Origin of the sequence: Megasphaera sp. NM10, from assembly GCF_000417505.1 — a bacterium.
Lineage (GTDB): Bacteria > Bacillota > Negativicutes > Veillonellales > Megasphaeraceae > Megasphaera > Megasphaera intestinihominis.
On record NZ_APHY01000002.1, the window covers coordinates 1 to 19,506 of the forward strand.

The 19,506-nt window shown below is 57.1% G+C and carries 15 protein-coding genes, 5 tRNA genes, 1 other RNA gene and 1 pseudogene; all 22 read right to left on the minus strand.

Annotation, left to right across the window (positions count from 1 at the left end; all coding sequences use genetic code 11):
* A partial coding sequence (locus NM10_RS00265; RefSeq protein ID WP_020309628.1) for an NAD(P)/FAD-dependent oxidoreductase occupies positions 1-1,023 on the minus strand: 1,023 nt, incomplete at its 3' end.
* A gap of 12 nt (positions 1,024-1,035) precedes the next feature.
* Complete coding sequence (locus NM10_RS00270; RefSeq protein WP_014015898.1) at positions 1,036-1,755, minus strand: pseudouridine synthase; 720 nt, start codon at positions 1,753-1,755, stop codon at positions 1,036-1,038.
* The gene (scpB, locus tag NM10_RS00275) at positions 1,724-2,302 is read right to left on the minus strand and encodes an SMC-Scp complex subunit ScpB (RefSeq protein WP_020309629.1); all 579 of its coding nucleotides are present in this window, start codon (positions 2,300-2,302) and stop codon (positions 1,724-1,726) included. The genes NM10_RS00270 and scpB overlap by 32 nt, the downstream gene beginning before the upstream one ends.
* A complete protein-coding gene (locus tag NM10_RS00280; RefSeq protein WP_020309630.1) occupies positions 2,277-2,996 on the minus strand; it encodes a segregation and condensation protein A in 720 nt (239 codons plus the stop codon). The genes scpB and NM10_RS00280 overlap by 26 nt, the downstream gene beginning before the upstream one ends.
* Before the next feature lie 135 nt (positions 2,997-3,131).
* Positions 3,132-3,220: transfer RNA gene (locus tag NM10_RS00285), tRNA-Leu, on the minus strand.
* 19 nt (positions 3,221-3,239) lie between these two features.
* Positions 3,240-3,313: transfer RNA gene (locus tag NM10_RS00290), tRNA-Cys, on the minus strand.
* A 5-nt stretch (positions 3,314-3,318) separates the two neighbouring features.
* Positions 3,319-3,393 (minus strand) — tRNA-Gly (locus NM10_RS00295).
* Between the two features lie 5 nt (positions 3,394-3,398).
* A tRNA-Phe gene (locus NM10_RS00300) sits at positions 3,399-3,474 on the minus strand.
* Positions 3,475-3,477: 3 nt separating this feature from the next.
* Positions 3,478-3,554, minus strand: a tRNA-Asp gene (locus NM10_RS00305).
* Between the two features lie 189 nt (positions 3,555-3,743).
* Positions 3,744-5,279, minus strand: a complete 1,536-nt coding sequence (gene rny / locus NM10_RS00310; RefSeq protein ID WP_020309631.1) for a ribonuclease Y — start codon at positions 5,277-5,279, stop codon at positions 3,744-3,746.
* Between the two features lie 196 nt (positions 5,280-5,475).
* Positions 5,476-5,901, minus strand: coding sequence for a regulatory protein RecX (locus NM10_RS00315; RefSeq protein WP_020309632.1), 426 nt, complete (start codon positions 5,899-5,901; stop codon positions 5,476-5,478).
* The gene (recA, locus tag NM10_RS00320; RefSeq protein WP_020309633.1) at positions 5,902-6,978 is read right to left on the minus strand and encodes a recombinase RecA; all 1,077 of its coding nucleotides are present in this window, start codon (positions 6,976-6,978) and stop codon (positions 5,902-5,904) included. It abuts the gene before it with no gap.
* A gap of 15 nt (positions 6,979-6,993) precedes the next feature.
* Positions 6,994-8,252: pseudogene (locus NM10_RS00325) on the minus strand (competence/damage-inducible protein A).
* A 15-nt stretch (positions 8,253-8,267) separates the two neighbouring features.
* Positions 8,268-9,602, minus strand: a complete 1,335-nt coding sequence (gene rimO, locus NM10_RS00330; RefSeq protein WP_020309636.1) for a 30S ribosomal protein S12 methylthiotransferase RimO — start codon at positions 9,600-9,602, stop codon at positions 8,268-8,270.
* Between the two features lie 6 nt (positions 9,603-9,608).
* Entirely contained in the window at positions 9,609-10,325 is a 717-nt protein-coding gene (locus NM10_RS00335) for an ABC transporter substrate-binding protein (protein WP_020309637.1), read from the minus strand.
* Positions 10,294-10,653 (minus strand): hypothetical protein, encoded by a 360-nt coding sequence (locus tag NM10_RS14300; RefSeq protein WP_020309638.1) that lies wholly within the window; start codon positions 10,651-10,653, stop codon positions 10,294-10,296. The genes NM10_RS00335 and NM10_RS14300 overlap by 32 nt, the downstream gene beginning before the upstream one ends.
* Before the next feature lie 5 nt (positions 10,654-10,658).
* Positions 10,659-12,548, minus strand: a complete 1,890-nt coding sequence (locus NM10_RS00340; RefSeq protein WP_071601811.1) for a YgiQ family radical SAM protein — start codon at positions 12,546-12,548, stop codon at positions 10,659-10,661.
* A gap of 12 nt (positions 12,549-12,560) precedes the next feature.
* Positions 12,561-12,896 carry a helix-turn-helix domain-containing protein gene (locus tag NM10_RS00345; RefSeq protein WP_020309640.1) on the minus strand — a complete coding sequence of 112 codons (336 nt, stop codon included), beginning with the start codon at positions 12,894-12,896 and terminating at the stop codon, positions 12,561-12,563.
* Between the two features lie 140 nt (positions 12,897-13,036).
* Entirely contained in the window at positions 13,037-15,580 is a 2,544-nt protein-coding gene (locus tag NM10_RS00350) for an FtsK/SpoIIIE family DNA translocase (RefSeq protein WP_020309641.1), read from the minus strand.
* Between the two features lie 24 nt (positions 15,581-15,604).
* A complete protein-coding gene (locus NM10_RS00355) occupies positions 15,605-16,924 on the minus strand; it encodes a replication-associated recombination protein A (protein WP_020309642.1) in 1,320 nt (439 codons plus the stop codon).
* Between the two features lie 79 nt (positions 16,925-17,003).
* Positions 17,004-17,181: non-coding RNA, 6S RNA (gene ssrS, locus NM10_RS13140), on the minus strand.
* A gap of 271 nt (positions 17,182-17,452) precedes the next feature.
* A complete protein-coding gene (gene tkt, locus NM10_RS00360) occupies positions 17,453-19,444 on the minus strand; it encodes a transketolase (RefSeq protein ID WP_020309643.1) in 1,992 nt (663 codons plus the stop codon).
* Between the last annotated feature and the right edge of the window lie 62 nt (positions 19,445-19,506).

Genomic DNA, 19,506 nt, shown 5'->3' on the forward strand with positions numbered 1-19,506 from the left:
GCTGGCAGTGCTCAGGGCCTTGAGGGTATCGACCAGGTCCTGCCGCTGTTCCCGGGAAATCTGGTTGACCGGACAGGCAGCGGCGATGCCGGCCTGGTCGAGGACGATGGGGATGAGCCGCTGCGGCAGGAGGTCCTTCAGCCCATTGGCGGCTTCTTTGCGGATGTATTTCTCGAAATCCCGCCGCAGCCGGGCGTCGAGCTTTTCCTTGGACAAAGCCGGTTTGAGGTCGATGCGCAGCTGCATGGGAAAAACGCAGGACTTCTTATGGGCCGCCTCGGTACTGAGCATGAGGATGATCGGCCCGGACACGCCGAAATGAGTGAAGAGCATCTCGCCGAAATGAGAGGCAGCTTTCTTGCCCCGCTTCCACAGCGACGCTTCGACATTGCGCAGGGACAGGCCCGACAGGGTGTGAGGCCAGGTTTCTTCCGTCGTAAAGGGAATGAGCGACGGTTTCAGCTCCGTCACGCTGTGTCCCAGGCTGCGGGCAAAGCCGTAGCCGTCGCCTGTCGAACCGGTCACGGGATAGGACATGCCGCCCGTCGTGATGATACAGGCGTCGCCTTCGTAATTCCCCGACGCCGCACTGACGACCATGCGGCTGCCCCAGGCCTTGACGGCGTGGACGGCGTTGCTCAGATGGAGGTCGACGCCCTTCTGGCAGAGCTTGCGATAGAAGAGCTTGCGCACTTCGATGGCACTGTCCGACTGGGGGAAGATGCGGCCGCCCCGTTCCTCCTTGGTAGCCAGGCCCCAGGTATGCAATTTATCCAGCAGATCCTGATTGGTAAATTGTTCATACGCACTGTAGAGGAATTTGCCGTGGCCCGGCGTATGGGCGATGAAATCGGCCATGCTGCACGAATTGGTCAGATTGCAGCGGCCCTTGCCGGTAATGCCCATCTTCTTGCCGACGATATCATTTTTTTCAAATAAGTGTACCCTGGCCCCGGCTTCTGCCGCGGCCAGCGCAGCCATAATGCCGGCCGCACCGGCACCGATGACGAGTATTTCCTTCATAAGCACTCCTGTTTATTTATATTTGTAGAGTTCCGCCACTTCTTCGCGGGTCAGCTTGCGATAGGCCCCGCGCTTGACGCCGCTCAGGGTCAGGAAGGCGTACTGGACGCGGCGCAGGTTGTGGACCTGGTAGCCGAAGAACTCGAACATGCGGCGGACCTGGCGGTTGCGTCCTTCGTGGATGGTGATTTCCACACTGGTCAGGTTCGTCTTCGGGTCATAGCCAATATAGTAGACATCGGCCGGGGCCGTCATGCCGTCCTTCAGCTCGACGCCGTCTGCCAGGTGCTGCAGGACCGAATCGGCAATGCGCCCTTTGACCTTGACTTCATAAGTCTTGTCGACGAGGCGGCTGGGATGCATGAGGATGTTGGCCAGTTCACCGTCATTGGTCATGATCAGCAGGCCTTCCGTATTCTGGTCCAGGCGGCCGACGGCGTAGATGCGGTCCTTTTCCTTCCTGAAATAGTCCATGACCGTCGCCCGGCCCTGGTCATCGCTCGACGTGGTGATGACGCCCTTGGGCTTGTTGAACAGATAATAATGCTTCGGCTGCGCTTCCAGGGTCTTGCCGTCGACGGCAATGCGGTCCTTGTCGGGGTCGACTTTCGTCCCCAGTTCGCGGACGATGACGCCGTTGACGCGGACGCGCCCTTCTAATATCATCTTTTCCGAAGCGCGCCGCGAAGCGACACCGCAGTTACTCATCACTTTCTGTAACCGTTCTTCCATCAGTTGCATCCTCCGTAATATCTGCCGGCATGCGGCCGGCTAAATCGGCCAGGGAATCCATGCCGATACATTCTAAAAAATAAGCAGACGTGCCGTATAAAATCGGCCGCCCTGGGCTGTCCTTGCGCCCCAGTTCGACGACGAGGCCCTGCTGGACCAGCGACGTCAGGACCCGTTCTGACGAGACACCGCGCAGCTTTTCGATTTCAGCCCGCGTAATGGGCTGTTTGAAGGCGACGATGGCCAATACTTCCAGTGCCATAGAGGACAACTCCGTCGTCCCCGTCCGGACCCATTGCAGGGCATCGTGGAGGTCCGGCCGCGTGACCAGCTGAAAGCCGCCGGCGACGCGGATGAGGACGATACCCCGCCGCTGGCTGCTGAGCAGGTGCTGCAGGCGGTCTGCCGTCGCTTCCGTTTCGGCCTGGGTCCAGCCCGTATGGGCGCAGATGGCCGTCACCGTCATGGGGTCGCCGCTCAGAAAGAGCAGAGCTTCCAGCAGAGCCGTAGGCTCGATGGTATCAGTTTGGCGTGTATCGTAAGGCAATGGTATTCCCATCCTCTCCTTCAGCAACAGTAGCGCACTGGCCAACTTTCAGCAGTTCCAGGACGGCCAGGAAGGTGACGACCAGTTCGACCCGGGACCGGCAGGTCCGGAATATGGCGTCGACGGCCATCGTCCCCTGGGCACGGCGCAGGGCGTACGTGACGCGGCGCATGCACTCTTCGACGCTGTAGATTTCCTTCTGTATGCGAATTTCTACGGCTGTCGGCTCGGGAAGGGCCTGGCAGACCTTGTGGAACGCCTGGTAGAGGGCCTCTGTGTCGATGTGGCCGGCAAAGCGGGCCTCATAGGGCATGGCCGTCGGCAGGCGCCCCAGCATGAGGCTGCGGGCATCCCACAACTGTCCCATAGCCTGGGACAGGGCTTTCATCTTTTTATATTCGACGAGCTGGCGGACCAGCGCTTCCTGCGGGTCTTCTTCCTCCTCTTCAGCCAGTTTCGGCTGCTTAGGCAGCAGCAGGCGCGATTTGATCTGCAACAGCGTCGCTGCCATGACGAAGAACTTGCTGGCATAATCGACATCGAATGTGTCGATGTCCGCTACGTAGGCGTTGAACTGGTCTGTAATCTCGACGATAGGTATGTTATAAATATCGACTTTGTTCTTTTCGATGAGATAGAGCAGCAGGTCCAGGGGACCTTCAAAATCCGATACTTTATACTTGTATTCTGTCATGATTCATTATAACTCATTTTCCCATGAATGTGAATTTCACTGGACTGCGAAAAGGAGCTGTCCTAAGACAGCTCCTTTCTTTTGCAAGGGACTCGTCGGCCACGGCCAACGCCGCTCACACGCTCGTTGTTTTTTTGGTGCCGGGGACCGGAATCGAACCGGTACGGATATCTCTATCCGACGGATTTTAAGTCCGTTGCGTCTGCCAGTTCCGCCACCTCGGCATGACGAAAGATGAAAATATGGAGGCGGCACCCAGAATCGAACTGGGGATGAAGGTTTTGCAGACCTCTGCCTTACCGCTTGGCTATGCCGCCATATATGGAGCGGAAAACGAGACTCGAACTCGCGACCCCCACCTTGGCAAGGTGATGCTCTACCACTGAGCTACTTCCGCATTTGTGGTGCTCAGGGACGGAATTGAACCGCCGACACGGGGATTTTCAGTCCCCTGCTCTACCGACTGAGCTACCTGAGCAATTGGCGACCCCGATCAGATTTGAACTGACGATCTTCGCCGTGACAGGGCGACATGTTAAACCGCTACACCACGGGGCCACTTTCTTTCGTTCTTTCGAGGTTGTTTCGGTATTTCTTAGTGCCTCGAACAAAAACTATTCTACTACAAGAAGGATGTTTTGGCAAGTACTTTTTTTTTATTTTTTTCAAACTTTTTTTTGTAGGAATGAAAAAGACGCCCGTCATGGCCGAAGCCATCACCGGGCGTCCTGATGAATTCAAAAAAGGTTATTTTGCATAATCCACCATCCGCGTTTCGCGGATGATGACGACTTTGATCTGACCTGGGTATTCCAGTTCCGCTTCGATGCGTTTGACGATGTCGTGGACCAGCAGGACACAGTCCGATTCATCCAGCTTGTCCGGCTTGACCATGACGCGGATTTCGCGGCCGGCCTGGATGGCGAAGCAGTCTTCGACGCCATCGAAAGATTCGGCGATTTCTTCGAGTTTCGTCAGGCGTTTCAGATAGTTTTCCAGCGTTTCCCGGCGGGCACCCGGACGGGCAGCCGATACGGCATCTGCCGCCGACACCAGGACGGCTTCGACGCTGTGCGCTTCTTCATCGCCGTGATGGGCAGCGATGCAGTTGACGACCAGCTTGGATTCGCCGTATTTCTTGGCGATTTCCGTACCGATCGAAACGTGAGTCCCTTCCAGTTCGTGGTCCAGGGCCTTGCCGATATCGTGGATGAGCCCGGCCCGTTTGGCCAGGTTTTCATCGACGCCCAGTTCAGCGGCCATGATGCCGGCCAGCTGAGAGACTTCGATGGAATGGCGCAGGACATTCTGGCCATAACTGGTACGATAACGCAGGCGGCCGAGGATTTTGATGAGTTCAGGATGCAGACCGTGAACGCCCGTTTCATACGTCGCCTGTTCGCCAGCTTCGCGGATCTTCTGATTGACTTCTTTGCGGGCCTTTTCGACCATTTCTTCAATGCGTGCCGGATGGATACGGCCATCGGCAATCAGTTTTTCCAGAGCAATGCGGGCGATTTCACGGCGTATGGGATCAAAGCACGACAAGATGACCGCTTCCGGCGTATCGTCGATGATGAGATCGACGCCGGTCAGCGTTTCAATAGCCCGGATATTGCGTCCTTCACGGCCGATGATGCGGCCTTTCATTTCATCGTTCGGCAGGGAAACGACAGATACTGTCGTTTCGGCGACGTGGTCAGCAGCACAGCGCTGGATGGCCATGGAAATAATTTCCCGGGCCTTGCCTTCGGCTTCTTCCTTGGCCTGGTCTTCCAGGTTCTTGATCATCTGCGCCGTTTCGTGCTTCACTTCGGTCTGGACGTTGTTCAGGAGCAATTCCTTGGCATCTTCATATGTCAAGCCGGAAATCCGTTCCAGTTCAGCCATCTTCTGTTCATGAAGGGCTTCGATTTTTTCCTGCATCCGCGTCACTTCATCTTCCTTACGCTGCAGGGCATCTTCCTTCTTTTCCATGGAATCAGATTTCTTGTCCAAATGTTCTTCTTTCTGCAACAGGCGCCGTTCAAAACGCTGCAATTCATTGCGGCGTTCCTTGTGTTCCTGTTCCGCGTCGTTGCGCATCTTGTGGACTTCTTCCTTCCCTTCCAGGACGAGTTCCTTCTTACGGGCTTCTGCGTTCTGCTGGGCCGTGGCAATGATGCGCTGTGCTTCGACTTCGGCCTGGCCGATCTTGCCTTCGGCGATCTTCTTACGGTAAATATAGCCCGTGCCGCCGCCGATGAGACCGCAGGCGACTGCTGCAGCAATAATCGTTAGCATAGTAATGGATTCACCTCCCCTTTCACAAAAAAAAGCCGAACTCGCAGTCCGGCTTTTTTTATGAGTATGTAAAATTTACTTCATGTTCAAAAAACCTACAATTATGCAAAATATAGACCAGTGTATCAAACCGGCTCTCTTAATTGTAAATTTTTTTTATATCAATGTCAAGATAGACTTAGTCAAGATTAACGTATCAATGGACCGTAAAATCTTCCAGGACGTCCCGTATGACTGAGGGCGAAAAGCCGCGGTACTGTAAAAAACGGGCCGCCTTGCGGGCTTCATCGGCACGATAAGAGAACTTGCGCTTCACCAGGTTCCCGGCCAGGGCGTATTCATCGGGCCGCTCGACGTCTTCCGGTACGGGCAGGCAGCGGCGGCGCAGGCGGTTGACGATATACAAGTGGCCGTACTGCCCTTTGCGGGCATAATAGCGGTACACGTCACGGGCCAGGCGCTGGTCGTCGAGGAAGTGTTCCCCTTCCAGAGCAGCCACGACGTCCTTGAGGACGTCGTCGTCAACACCGCGGCGGCGCAGCTTGGCCTTCAGCTCCCCTTCGCTGAGAAAGCGGACGTTGAGGAGCTGCAAGGCTTTTTCATAAGCTTCGCGATAATCCATTTAGGCTTCGTCGCTGTTTTCAGCAGTTGTATCCGCCGCATCCAGGGACGCCGTATCTTCTTCTTCCATGGCTTCGTCGAATTTTTCCGGTTCTGCTGCCAGGGTATCGCGGATGATCTTTTCCACTTCGTCCGTGATTTCCGGATGTTCCTTCATGAAAATCTTGACGTTTTCCTTCCCCTGGCCCAGGCGTTCACCCTTATAGGAATACCAGGTGCCGCTCTTTTCGATGATATCCATAGATGTACCCAGGTCGAGGACCGTGCCTTCGCGGGAAATGCCCGTGCCGTACATGATGTCGAATTCGCAGTGCTTGAAAGGTGGAGCCACTTTATTCTTGACGACTTTGACCCGCGCCCGGTTGCCGATGACATCGCCGCCGGACTTGATGGCTTCGCCCTTGCGGATTTCCATGCGGATTGAAGCGTAGAATTTCAGGGCCCGGCCGCCAGTCGTCGTTTCCGGGTTGCCGAACATGACGCCGACTTTTTCGCGGAGCTGGTTGATGAAGATGACGATGGTTTTGGACTTGGAAATGATGCCCGTCAGTTTGCGCAGGGCCTGGCTCATGAGGCGGGCCTGGAGACCGACGTGGGAATCGCCCATTTCCCCTTCGATTTCCGCTTTCGGGACCAGGGCGGCTACGGAGTCGACGACGATGATGTCGACGGCGCCGCTGCGGACGAGTTCTTCCGTGATTTCCAAGGCCTGTTCGCCATTATCGGGCTGGGAAATGAGCAGTTCATTCGTGTCGACGCCGAGGTGGCGGGCATAGACCGGATCCAGGGCGTGTTCGGCATCGATGAAAGCGGCAATGCCGCCGCTCTTCTGGGCCGAGGCGATGGCATGCAGGGCCAGGGTCGTCTTGCCTGACGATTCAGGACCGTAGATTTCGATGACGCGGCCGCGGGGATAACCGCCGACGCCGACGGCCAGGTCGACGGCCAGGGAACCCGATGAGATGACTTCCAGGTTCATCTTGTCGGCGACGTCGCCGAGGCGCATGATGGCGCCTTTGCCGAAATCCTTTTCAATCTTGCGCATTGCATTTTCAAGTGCTGTCTGTTTTGCGTCCAAATTGTCTCCTCCTAACTATGCTTTCTTTGTATGTGTCACTATATAGTGGACTAAGTAATAGACGGCCCGCAGGGCAGCCCGCTGTTTGACTTCGACCCGGCCGCCGTGATAGACGTTGCGGTGGGTCACGGTCCCCCAGGGACCGCTGATACCCGTATAGACCAGGCCGACGGGCTGGTCCGGCGTGCCGCCGCCGGGGCCGGCAATGCCCGTCGTACTGACGGCCAGGTCCGTCCCGTACAGGCGGCGGCTGCCTTCGGCCATTTCAGCAGCCGTCTGTGCGCTGACGGCCGTATAGCGTTCCAGCGTATCGTGAGAAACGCCGAGTATCTTTTCTTTCATTTCATTGCAGTACGTCCCGGCCGAGCCGCGGAAGTAATCGGAGGCGCCCGGCACATCGGTGATGAGTGAGCCCACCAGGCCGCCGGTACACGATTCGGCAGCGCTGACGGAATAGCCGCTGTCGCGAACGAGCTGACCCAGGACATGGGCCATGGTATCGTCGTCGAAGCTGACAATCTGGCCAGCCAGCCGGCGGCGGACTTCCCCTTCCAGGGGAGCCAGCAGGGACCGCGCCTGATCTTCCCGGTCAGCCCGGGCCGTCAGGCGGACTTCGACGAAGCCTGGCCGGGCATACATGGCCAGGGTCGGATTCGATTGCTCCTTGACCAGGTCCATGAGTTTCTCTTCGATGAAGGCTTCGCCCATGTCATAGATTTTGATATAGCGCGAAGCGATGCAGCCCTGGCTGCCAAAAGTCTGGAGCAGCCACGGTTTCAGGCGGTTTTCATACATCCAGCGCATTTCCGTTGGCGGTCCCGGCAGGTGGACCAGGGTCTTGCCGCCTTGCTGCATGGCCACACCCGGTGCCGTACCGGCGCCGTTATCGAAGAGGACGGTGCCCTGTGGGACCATGGCCTGGCGCTTCTGGTTTTCCGTCATGGCCGTGCTGCCGTGATGGACGAGGACCCATTGGCGGACCGATTCGGCGATGGTTTCATTATAAACGAGAGGCATTCCCATGAGGCGGGCGCCGATGATCTTGGTCATATCGCCCTGGGTCGGCCCGAGGCCGCCTGTGGTGATGACCATGTCGACGCGGGACAGGGCCGTCTTCAGGCTTCTTCCATGCGCCGCGGGTTGTCGCCGACCGTCGTATGATAGATGACAGAATAGCCGATTTCATTGAGTTTCCTCGACAAGTAAGCTGAGTTATAATTGGTAATTTCACCTAACAGTAATTCGGAACCTGTCGTAACCAGTTCCACGAACATAAGCGATCACCTCGGTTAATCCATCCGTTCCGCTACGAGGTCATAGGCAAAGCCCTGGGCGATGCGGACGGGAATCATATCGCCAGGCTGTACATCCTGGGCGTCTTCCAGATAGGTCAGGCCATCGACGTCGGGAGCCTGGATTTCAATGCGCCCGACAGCCTGGCGGATACCCTTTTCTTCTTCTACTCTTTCGACGAGCATCGTATGGACAGAGCCTTCCAGTTCCTGATTGCGGATTTCCGATACCTTGGCCTGGATGGCCATGAGCTGATGATACCGTTCTTCCTTGACTTCTTCCGGAATCTGGCCGTCCATGAGGGCTGCCGGCGTGCCGTCTTCGCGGGAATAGGTGAAGACGCCGACATCGTCGAATTCCGTTTCCTTGACGAAATCACAGAGTTCCTGGAATTCTTCTTCCGTTTCGCCAGGGAAGCCGACGATGAACGTCGAGCGCAGGGTCAGCTTGCGGCCGTGACTGCAGAGCTTCTTCATGAGGCTGCGCACATCGGCTTCGGAATCGCGGCGGTTCATGCGCTGCAAGACGGACTGGGAAATGTGCTGGAGCGGCAAGTCGACGTAGGGACAGATTTTTTCTTCCTTGACGATGAGGTCCATCAATTCATCCGTAAAGTAGTGGGGATAGAGATAGAACAGGCGGATCCAGCGGATGCCGTCGATCTTCACCAGCTGGCGCAGCAGTTCCGGCAACAGGGAATGACCGGCCAGGTCGACGCCATAGCTCGTCGTGTCCTGGGCGATGAGGTTGACTTCCTTGACGCCGTCGGCTGCCAGCTGCTGTACTTCGGCGACGACGGAATCGACGGGCCGGCTGTACAGCTTGCCCCGTACATGGGGAATGATGCAGAACGAGCAGCCGTTGTTGCAGCCTTCGCCGATTTTCACATAGGCACTGTACTTCGGCGTCGTCCGCAGGCGGCTCGTATTCTGGTTGTAGAGATGGCTGACATCGTCCATGAAGCAGGCTTTGCGCCCTTTCTTGACCGTATCGATGGCTTCCCAGATGCGGTCCCACGAACCGGTTCCCAAGAGGGCGTCGATTTCCGGCATTTCCTTCATCAAATCTTCTTTATACTGCTGGCTCAGGCAGCCCGTGACGATGAGTATCTTGCATTTCCCCTCCGTCTTGTAGCGGGCAGCCTGCAATATCGTATCAATGGATTCCTGCTTGGCTTTTTCAATGAACGTACACGTATTGACGATAATGATATCCGCCTGGGGCAGGTCCTCTGTGATCTCCATATGGCGGTCGCGGAGGATGCCCAGCATGACTTCCGTATCAATAAGGTTTTTGGAGCAGCCTAAGCTGACAAATCCGATTTTTTCCATGTATCTTTACTTTTCCTTTCCGAAGCGAATTGATTTGATCCACCAGGCCTGCAAATCGCGGCGGCCCTGATCAGAATACTGTTTTTTTACGGGGAATAAGACGAGCTCCCGGCCTTTGGCATCGACTTCCGGGTTGGCCGGCGGCAGGGCTTCGCTCAAAAAAATGTGTCTCTGCCGCAAGACGTCAATAGCATCGGGCGAATAGAGCCAGTCGATGAAGGCGTTGGTCAATTCTCCATCTTCACACCAGTTGGTGACAGCCGCACCGGTCAGCCAGTACGACGTGCCGTCTTGAGGATAGAGGATGAAGATCGGCGCCCCGTCTTTGTAATACTGCCGGGCGACGGACGCGTCGGCGACGCCCATATCGGCTTCGCCGCTGGCTACGCGGCGGACATTGACCGACATGGACTTAGAATAGGCCGCTACATGGCTCTGGAGCGAGCTCAGATAGCGTTCACTGTCTTCCATGCCTCTCATTTCCACAAAAGAACAGAGGAACTCGCCGGCCATATCCATGGATGCCAGGTCCGGGAAAGCCAGGACCATACCCGGGTCGGTCAACAGGTCGTCCCAGGACTGGATCTGCATGCCCCGCCGTTCGTAATAGGCCTGGCTGAGGACGAAGACCATAGGGTTATACCAGAGGCCATTCCAGAGCTGTTCCGGGTCCTTCATGGACGGCGGCACTTTATCCGTGACCGGTGAGGCGTAGGGCTGCAAGATGCCGTTTTTCTTCTGAGCACTGCAAGTCGTCTTCCGAGGCGATGAGGATATCGGGCTTGACGCCGCCGTCGTCCTTCAGGGACTGGCGGATCTCGCTGTCGCTCTTGGAATAGATCTGGACGCGCAGATGTTTCTGTTCGTAAAAGCGCTGGGCCAGGCCGTCGTTGACATCCTGAGGCAAGTCGGAAAAGACGACGAGATGGCGTTCGGCTTCATACGCCCGCTGTGCTTCTTCCTGCTGGCGCTGTACCAGGATGGGCCCGCACAGGCCCAGGAGCAGGATGACGAAGAGGCTGAGCACGATAAAGGGCACGAATTTCTTCATTAGCTTCACCTGAATTTTCTAGTCTTAGCCGGTCCCCTCCCCTGCCTGCGGGGCGGAGCGGCATGCCGGCCGGCCTTATCGGGCCGTCTCCCTGCCTGATGGCGCCGCGGCGCGATGAGGCATTTGGGACCGTATCCGATGAGGTCCCGTCGGCCGGCCAGGCACAGGGCCTTATAGACAATATCATAATTGGCCGGGTTCTTATACTGCATCAGGGCCCGCTGCATCTGTTTCTCTTCCGGCCGGCGGGCGACGTAGACTTTTTCACCCGTCAAGGGATTGAGGCCTGTATAGTACATGGCCGTCGACAGGCTTCCAGGCGTCGGGATGAAGTCCTGTACCTGTTCCGGCTGCATATGCATATCCCGAAGGAATTCGGCCAGGGCGACGGCATCTTTCAGGGTACAGCCGGGATGGCTGGACATGAAATACGGGACGAGGTACTGTTTCTTCCCCAGTTCCCGGTTGGCTTCATCGAACCAGTCCTTGAACTTCAGGAAGGCATGGACGTCGGCCTTGCCCATGAGGTCCGTCACGTGCTTGACGACGTGTTCCGGCGCCACTTTCAGCTGGCCGCTGACGTGGTACTGACAGAGTTCCTTGACGAAAGCCTTGTTGTGGTCGGCCAGGACGTAGTCATAGCGCAGGCCTGAGCGGACGAAGACCTTCTTGACGCCTTTGACGCTGCGTATTTCCCGCAGCAGCTTCAGATAATCGTCGTGGGACGTATTGAGGTTCGGACACGTTTCGCTGCCGATGCAGTGGCGGTTGCGGCAGGCCCCGTCGGTGAGCTGCTTGGCACAGGCGACGTGGCGGAAGTTCGCCGTCGGGCCGCCGACATCGTGGATGTAGCCTTTGAAACCGGGCAGATGGGTCATGCGCTCCGTTTCCCTGACCAGTGATTCATGGCTGCGATGCTGGATGATGCGGCCCTGATGGCTGGCAATGGCGCAGAAATGGCAGTGGCCGAAACAGCCGCGCTGGCTGGTCAGGCTGAACTGGACCTCATGCAGGGCCGGAACGCCGCCGGCTGCGTCGTAATCAGGATGCCAGCGCCGCTGGAAGGGCAGTTCGTAGATAGCATCCATCTCGGCTGTCGTCAGCGGCAGGGCCGGCGGCGTCTGGACGACGAAGCGGTTCTCTGACGGCTGGATGATAGTCTTGCCGTAAAAGGGATCCTGTTCTTCGTACTGCATCTTGAAAGCCTTGGCAAAGGTCAATTTATCCTTCTTGACGTCTTCATAAGACGGACAGACGACGGTCTTATCTGAAATGGGCGGCCGGCTGGTGACGTAGCAGATGCCGCGGATGTCGTACATTTCGGCGACGGTCTTGCCTTCGGCCAGAGCGTCGGCGATTTCGACGACGGAATGTTCCCCCATGCCGTAGCTGAGGATGTCGGCCTTGCTGTCCAGGAGGATGGAATGGCGCACTTTATTGGACCAGTAATCATAGTGGGCAAAGCGGCGCAGGCTGGCTTCGATGCCGCCGATGATGATGGGCACATCCTTATAGGCTTCCCGCATGCGGTTGGCATAGACGATGGTCGCCCGTTCCGGCCGGTGGCCGGCTTCGCCGCCTGGCGAATAGCTGTCGCGGCTGCGGAATTTCTTGGCTGCCGTCTTTTCATTGAGCATGGAATCGAGATTGCCGGCTGTAATCAAAGCGGCCAGCCGCGGCCGTCCCAATTTCTTGAACGGTTCGGCACTATGCCAGTCGGGCTGGGAAATGATACCGACACGATAGCCCCGGCTTTCCAATACGCGGCCGATGAGGGCTGCGGCAAAACCGGGGTGATCGACATAGGCGTCGCCATTGATGTAGACAAAATCGAGCTGATCCCAGCCGCGGCGTTCCATGTCCTCCCGGCTGGTTACTAAGAATTTCTCGCGCATATGGCTCCTTATTTAAATTAAAATCCAAATGATGAGCAGCAGGAAAATGATGATGCCGGCAATGATAGTGATTTCCGGCCATTTTCCCTGACGCTGCTTCTTCTTTTTATTGCTGTCCTTGCGGACTTTCTTCTTTTTGACGGGCATGATGGTCCGCACTTCCGGCTGCGGCGTCCGTTCTTCGACGTTTTCCTTGTATTCCCGGGCCAGGGCGATGCCGTCCAGTTCCAGGAAAATGCCGTAATTGCGAAGAAAGCCCTTGACGAAGACGGCGCCGGGAATGGCATCGTATTCGTCCTTTTCCAGGGCTTCCAGGTATTCCCGCTTTATATTGAGGGCATCGGACACGTCTTGTAGTGTCAGCCTTGTTGTTCTCTTGCCAGTCGCAGCACTTCTCCGATCGACGATTCGTTCACTGTTGTTCCTCTCCCCATTCTCTATAATCGTACCTTTTATTATATAACAGATACGGCCAGGGGTACAGGGGTTCAGCTCAAATACTTCTGCTGGACTTCGTCGGCCGTCATGAGGATTTCCCTGGGCTTGCTGCCGTTATTGGGGCCGACGATGTGCATGGCTTCCATCATGTCGATCATGCGGGCTGCCCGCGTATAGCCGACGCGGAAGCGGCGCTGGAGCATGGACGTCGAAGCCTGGCCCGTTTCCAGGACCATGTCGATGGCCTGGCGCATGAGGTCGTCTTCAAAGAAATCGACGCTGTCTTCGGGATTTTCCGACTGGGCCTTCTGGACGGCTTCATCGTAATTGGGACCGCCCTGGGCCTTGATGAATTCGACCATTTCGTCGATTTCCGAATCGGAAATGAAAGCGCCCTGGACGCGGAGAGGCTTGGAAGCACCGAGAGGATAGAAGAGCATGTCGCCCTTGCCAATCAGTTTTTCTGCACCGGCCATGTCGAGGATAGTCCGTGAATCGACCTGGCTGGAAACGGCGAAGGCAATGCGGCTCGGGACATTGGCCTTGATGAGACCCGTCAGGACATCGACAGACGGCCGCTGTGTCGCCAGGACGAGGTGCATGCCGCAGGCACGGGCTTTCTGGCCCAGGCGGATGATGGACTTTTCCACGTCGTCTGAGGCCATCATCATGAGGTCGGCCAATTCGTCGATGATGATGACGATGAAAGGCATCGTGTCTTCCGGATGGAGTTCATTATAGCGGGAAATATCCCGCGTATGGGTGATGGCGAAGCGCTTATAGCGGTCGTCCATTTCCCGGACAGCCCAGCGCAGGACGCTGGCGGCCTTCTTCGGGTCCGTGACGACTGGCGTCAGCAAGTGCGGGATGCCGTTGTAATTGGATAATTCGACGACCTTCGGGTCGATGAGGATGAGCTTGACGTCTTCCGGCCGCTGCTTGAAGAGGATGCTGGCAATGAAGGTGTTGATGCAGACACTCTTGCCGGACCCGGTCGAGCCGGCTACCAGGAGATGAGGCATCTTGGTCAGGTCGGCGACGATGGGGTTGCCGGCAATGTCTTTGCCCAGGCAGACCGGGACGCCGCCGGCGGCCTTGCGGAACGTATCCGTGTCGATGACATCGCGCAGATTGACACCGGTCAGCTTTTTATTCGGCACTTCGATGCCGACGGCCGCTTTGCCGGGAATCGGCGCTTCGATGCGGATATCCGTGGCGGCCAGTTTCAAGGCGATATCATCGGCTAAGTGGACGATTTTGCTGACTTTGACGCCCGCTGCCGGTTCCAGCTCGTAACGGGTGATAGACGGCCCCTGGCTGGCATTGAGTATCTTGGCATCGATGTTGAAGCTCTGCAGCGTTTCCTGGAGGATGCGGGCATTTTCCCGGACTTCATCGCTCAGGCCGATGATATGCTGCGGCCCCGGTTTGAGCATGCTCACCGGCGGCAGGCGGTACGTCTTTTCGCCAGCCGCTTTGGGAACGGCACTGCTCCCTTCTTCGCTGGTTTCGACAGCGACGCTGCTCTTTTCGACTTCAATGGGCTTGACGTCGCCCATATCATGGCCAAGGACATCCGTTTCTCCGGCCAGTGAAGCCGCCGGCGCTGCCGGGCCGGGCTGTACGTCATGGGCCGTCGGCACTGTATCGCCGACGACGGTTTCATGTATCTGACTGTAAGGCCGGGCGTCTTCCGGCATTTCCTCCGGCGTTTCCGGAACTTCTTCATACGAATCGTCGCTGGCCCAATCGTAAGGCACGTCTTCTTCGATAGGGCTGGCATCGAAGCGGACTTCTTCGACGCCGTTGCCCAAGTCGCAGGCATCGGCAATGGTTGAGGCCGGGCGTTCCATATCAGCGGGATAATCATCGGGATTCCCACAAGCGGGACGCCCTAACGGGTCGTCCCCTACAACCGCCTGCAAATCGAAGATGCGGCGGCGTTCATGCCACTGTTTCAGGGACTGGGATGCGTCCTGAAGGCCTTCGACGGCCTTACCCGACACTTTGGCCGCTTCCTGGCCGGCCTTGTCGGCTACGACAGCCACAGGCTTAGAAATAGACCAATTCTTCCAGACCAGGAAGGTGACGATGCAGGCACCGGTAATAGCCATGACAGCTCCAAAAAATCCAAGAAACCGCCGCAGGACCAAGGCCATGACGGCCCCGACGATTCCCCCGCCGACAGATAAGCTGTGCGGCAGGAATTCCGTCCCTTCCGGGATGACCAGCAAATGGACCAGCCCCAGGAGGAGGATATAGATCCACGTCCCGACGGCCCACGATTTCGACACTGGGCAGGCCTTGCGGATGACGATGTATTTCAGGCCCAGGACGATGAGGGACAGGCTGACGACGATCCGGCCCAGGCCGAAGATATACGATAAGATATCGTCGACGCTGTGGCCGATGCGGCCTGTATCGACGCCGATGAAGCCGGCCGTCGCAAAGACGCCTGCGAGGATACAACAAATACCTATGATTTCATATTTCAAAAGTGGCGACGTCCCTGCCTTCCTGGCAGTCTTCGCCTTCTGACGCGTGCCAGTCGTCCGCTTGGTGCGGCTGGTTTTACGGGTCTTTCCTTTTGTCAAAACAGTTCACCTTCTACTAATAGATTACTTGCCGCCACGGCGCTTATGCCAGGCAGCTGCCATGCTCCCTTCCTGTCCATAGGGCCGTTCCCGGTAATAGGACGCTCCTTTCAAAGCATCGGGCAGATACTGCTGGGCCACCCAGCCCCCATCGAAATCGTGAGGGTACTGGTAGGTCAGGCCATGGCCCATAGCGGCGGCGCCGCTGTAATGGCTGTCGCGTAGATAATCGGGCACATCGCCACAGTCCTTATGGCGGACGTCGGCCAGAGCCGCATCGATAGCCATGTAGGCGCTGTTGCTCTTCGGCGCACAGGCCACGTAGATGACGGCTTCGGACAGGATGATGCGCCCTTCCGGCCAGCCGACGAACTGGACGGCCTGGGCAGCGGCATTGGCGATGACCAGAGCCTGGGGATCGGCCAGTCCTACGTCTTCAGCCGCACAGATGACCAGGCGGCGGGCGATGAAGGACGGCTGTTCTCCGGCGTCGATCATACGGGCCATATAGTGCAGGGCCGCATCGGGGTCGGACCCACGCATACTCTTGATGAAAGCCGATACCGTATCGTAATGGGCATCGCCTTTCTTGTCATACGTATAGACCTTATGACCGGCTACTTTTTCGATAGCGTCGTGTGTGATATGGCCGCCAGCCGGGACGACCATGCAGACCTGTTCCAGCAGGTTGAGGCCGACGCGGGCATCGCGGTCGGCCAGCCGCGCCAGGGTTCCCAGCATCTCATCGCTGGCCGTGATGCCCAGCGAGCCCAGGCCTTTTTCTTTATCCGTCAGAGCCCGCCGCAGGACGGCCATGACGGCCTGTTCCGGCAGGGGCTTCAGCTGGATGACGCGCAGGCGCGACAATAAGGGGCGGTTGACTTCAAAATAAGGATTTTCCGTCGTCGCCCCGATGAGGATGACCGTCCCGTCTTCGACATACGGCAACAGGACGTCTTGCTGGCTTTTATTGAAGCGGTGGATTTCGTCGATGAAGAGGATCGTCCGCTTTTGATATAAATGGATGGCATCCTGCGCCGCCGCGATGACTTTGCGCAGTTCCGCCGTCCCGGCCGTGACGGCGTTGAGGGTTACGAAACGGCTGTCCGTCTCATTGGCAATGACATGGGCCAGCGTCGTCTTGCCGACGCCAGAGGGACCGTAAAACAAAAGGGACGGGATCGTGTCCTTCTCGATGAGGGTCCGCAGAAAACTGCCCGGGCCGATGAGGTCGTCCTGTCCATAGATGTCATCCAAAGATTCCGGCCGCATGCGGACGGCCAGCGGCGCATAGTCCCGGCCGCTCCGTTCATCAGCCATAGAAAATAAATCGTCTCCGCTCATTTGTTTGCTCTCCAGACTAAATAGAACGCCGCCAAGTCTCCTCAGCGGCGGACGAAATAACTAAATTCTCGAATAAGAAAAGAGCCCCACCATGCCGTTTATAAACCGAGTTTTGAGCCTGCCTAAGCAGGTGGGTGTTCTCCTATAAGGGTCGACAGTCCAGTGAAGGCATTGCCTAACGATATAGAGCCCGAACTCCCAATGTAAAAAGTGTTGGTTCAAAACATCGAGACCATTTACGTACACAGTAGGGTTTCTTCTTGTATCTAGTATAATAAAATATAGAAGAAAAATCAAGCCTTGACAAATGAAAAAGGCGCTGTCGCATGAAGACAGCGCCTTTTAAGTGGTTAGGGGCTAGGGGTTAGTGGCTAGTAGGGGCGCCACGTGGGGCGCCCGTTTCCGTATATGTGAGAATCCCGCAAAGACGCGGCGGGCCGCCCTTTGGGACGGCCCCTACGAACGGCTAACTGCGACCTGCGGTCTGCGGGACGCCTTTGGACGTTCCCTACGAGCCACGAACCACGATTATTTTACGACTTTCTTTACGGCGGCTACGACATTTTCTGTCGTGAAGCCAAATTTCTTGAACAAGACGCCGGCCGGAGCGGAGGCACCGAAGGATTTCATAGAAACCGTCGTCCCGTCGAGGCCGACGTATTTACCCCAGCCGAAGTCCGAAGCGGCTTCGACAGCGACGCGGGCGCGGACAGCTTTCGGGAGTACCTGTTCTTTATAGGCTTCGTCCTGCTGTTCAAAGAGTTCCATGCAAGGCATGCTGACGACGCGGACGTCGACACCTTCTTTAGCCAGTTCGTCTTTAGCGCTGACAGCCAGTTCGACTTCCGAACCGCTGGCCATGATGATGGCATCGGGAACGGCCTTGTTGGCATCGGCGATGACGTAAGCGCCTTTCAGGGCTTCTTTGCTGCTGCCGGCGAGCTGCGGCAGGTTCTGGCGGGTCAGGACGAGGGCCGTCGGCGTCTTCTGGCTGGTCGCAGCCAGGTACCAGCCGGCAGCCGTTTCCGTAGCGTCAGCCGGACGGAAGACGTTGACGTTAGGAAGGGAGCGGAGCATGGCCAGCTGTTCAATCGGTTCGTGAGTCGGGCCGTCTTCGCCGACACCGATGCTGTCGTGCGTGAGGACGTACGTCGTCGGCAGGCTCATGAGGGCAGCCAGGCGGATCATGGGTTTCATGTAATCGCTGAAGACGAAGAACGTGCCGGCATACGGACGGATACCGCCGTGAAGGGCCAGGCCATTGGTGATGGCGCCCATAGCCAGTTCACGGACGCCGAAGTGGACGTTGCGGCCGCTGTAATCGGTCTTGCTGAAGAAGCCTTCGCCTTTCATTTCCGTCTTGTTCGACGGAGCCAGGTCGGCGCTGCCGCCAAAGAGCTGAGGCATGATGTCTTTCAGGCGGTTGATCATCGTGCCGGACAAGCTGCGCGTAGCCTGCGGTTTATCTTCATAAGCCCAGAAATCTTCGTCATTCAAGAGGGCCTGTGCATCGACATCGCTGTGGAAAGCATCCCATTTAGCTTTCATATCCGGGAATTTGGCAGCGTAGTCGGCAAAGAGTTTCTGCCAATCCGCTTCAGCTGCGCCGGCTTTCTGGCTCAATTCAGCATAATGAGCATAGACTTCGTCCGGGATGTAGAAGGTTTCCTGCGGTTTCGGCCAGCCCAGGTTTTCTTTCATGGCGACGATGTTTTCTTCACCCAGCGGCGAGCCATGAGCGGCAGCCGAGCCCTGTTTGGCCGGGCAGCCATAGCCGATCTGGGTCTTGATGGTAATGAACGACGGATGTTCCTTGTCGGCTTTGGCTTCTTCGATGGCTTTGCCGATGGCATCGAGGTCCGTGCCGTCTTCGACGGTAATCGTCTGGAAACCGAAGGCAGCCATGCGGGCCTGGACATTTTCCGTAAAGGCGATGTCCGTATTGCCTTCGATAGAGATGTTGTTGCTATCGTAGAGGACGATGAGTTTGGAAAGGCCGAGTGTCCCTGCCAGGGAGAAGGCTTCCGACGAGATGCCTTCCATCAGGCAGCCGTCGCCGCAGAGGGCGAAGGTGTAGTGGTCGACGACGGGATAACCCGGTTTATTGAAAATAGCTGCCAAGTGAGCTTCTGCCATGGCCATGCCGACAGCCATGCCCAGGCCGGCGCCGAGGGGGCCTGTCGTCGCTTCGACGCCCGTCGTGTGGCCGTATTCCGGATGACCCGGTGTCAAGGAGCCATCTTGACGGAACTGTTTAATGTCGTCCATGGTCAGGCCGTAGCCGTAGAAATGGAGCAGCGAATACAACAGCATCGAGCCGTGGCCAGCCGAGAGGATAAAGCGGTCGCGGTTCGCCCATTTCGGGTCCTTTGCGTTATGGTTCATGTGATTTGCCCAGAGTTCGTATGCAATGGGGGCTGCGCCGAGGGGCAGGCCGGGATGGCCGGAGTTGGCCTTCTGGATGGCGTCAGCCGACAATACACGAATGGCATTTACACAAGTCGTATCAATGGTGCTCATTAGTCAAATCGCTCCTTTTTATGTGATCGAAAATAAATAGACATTCACTTTATTATGTAAAA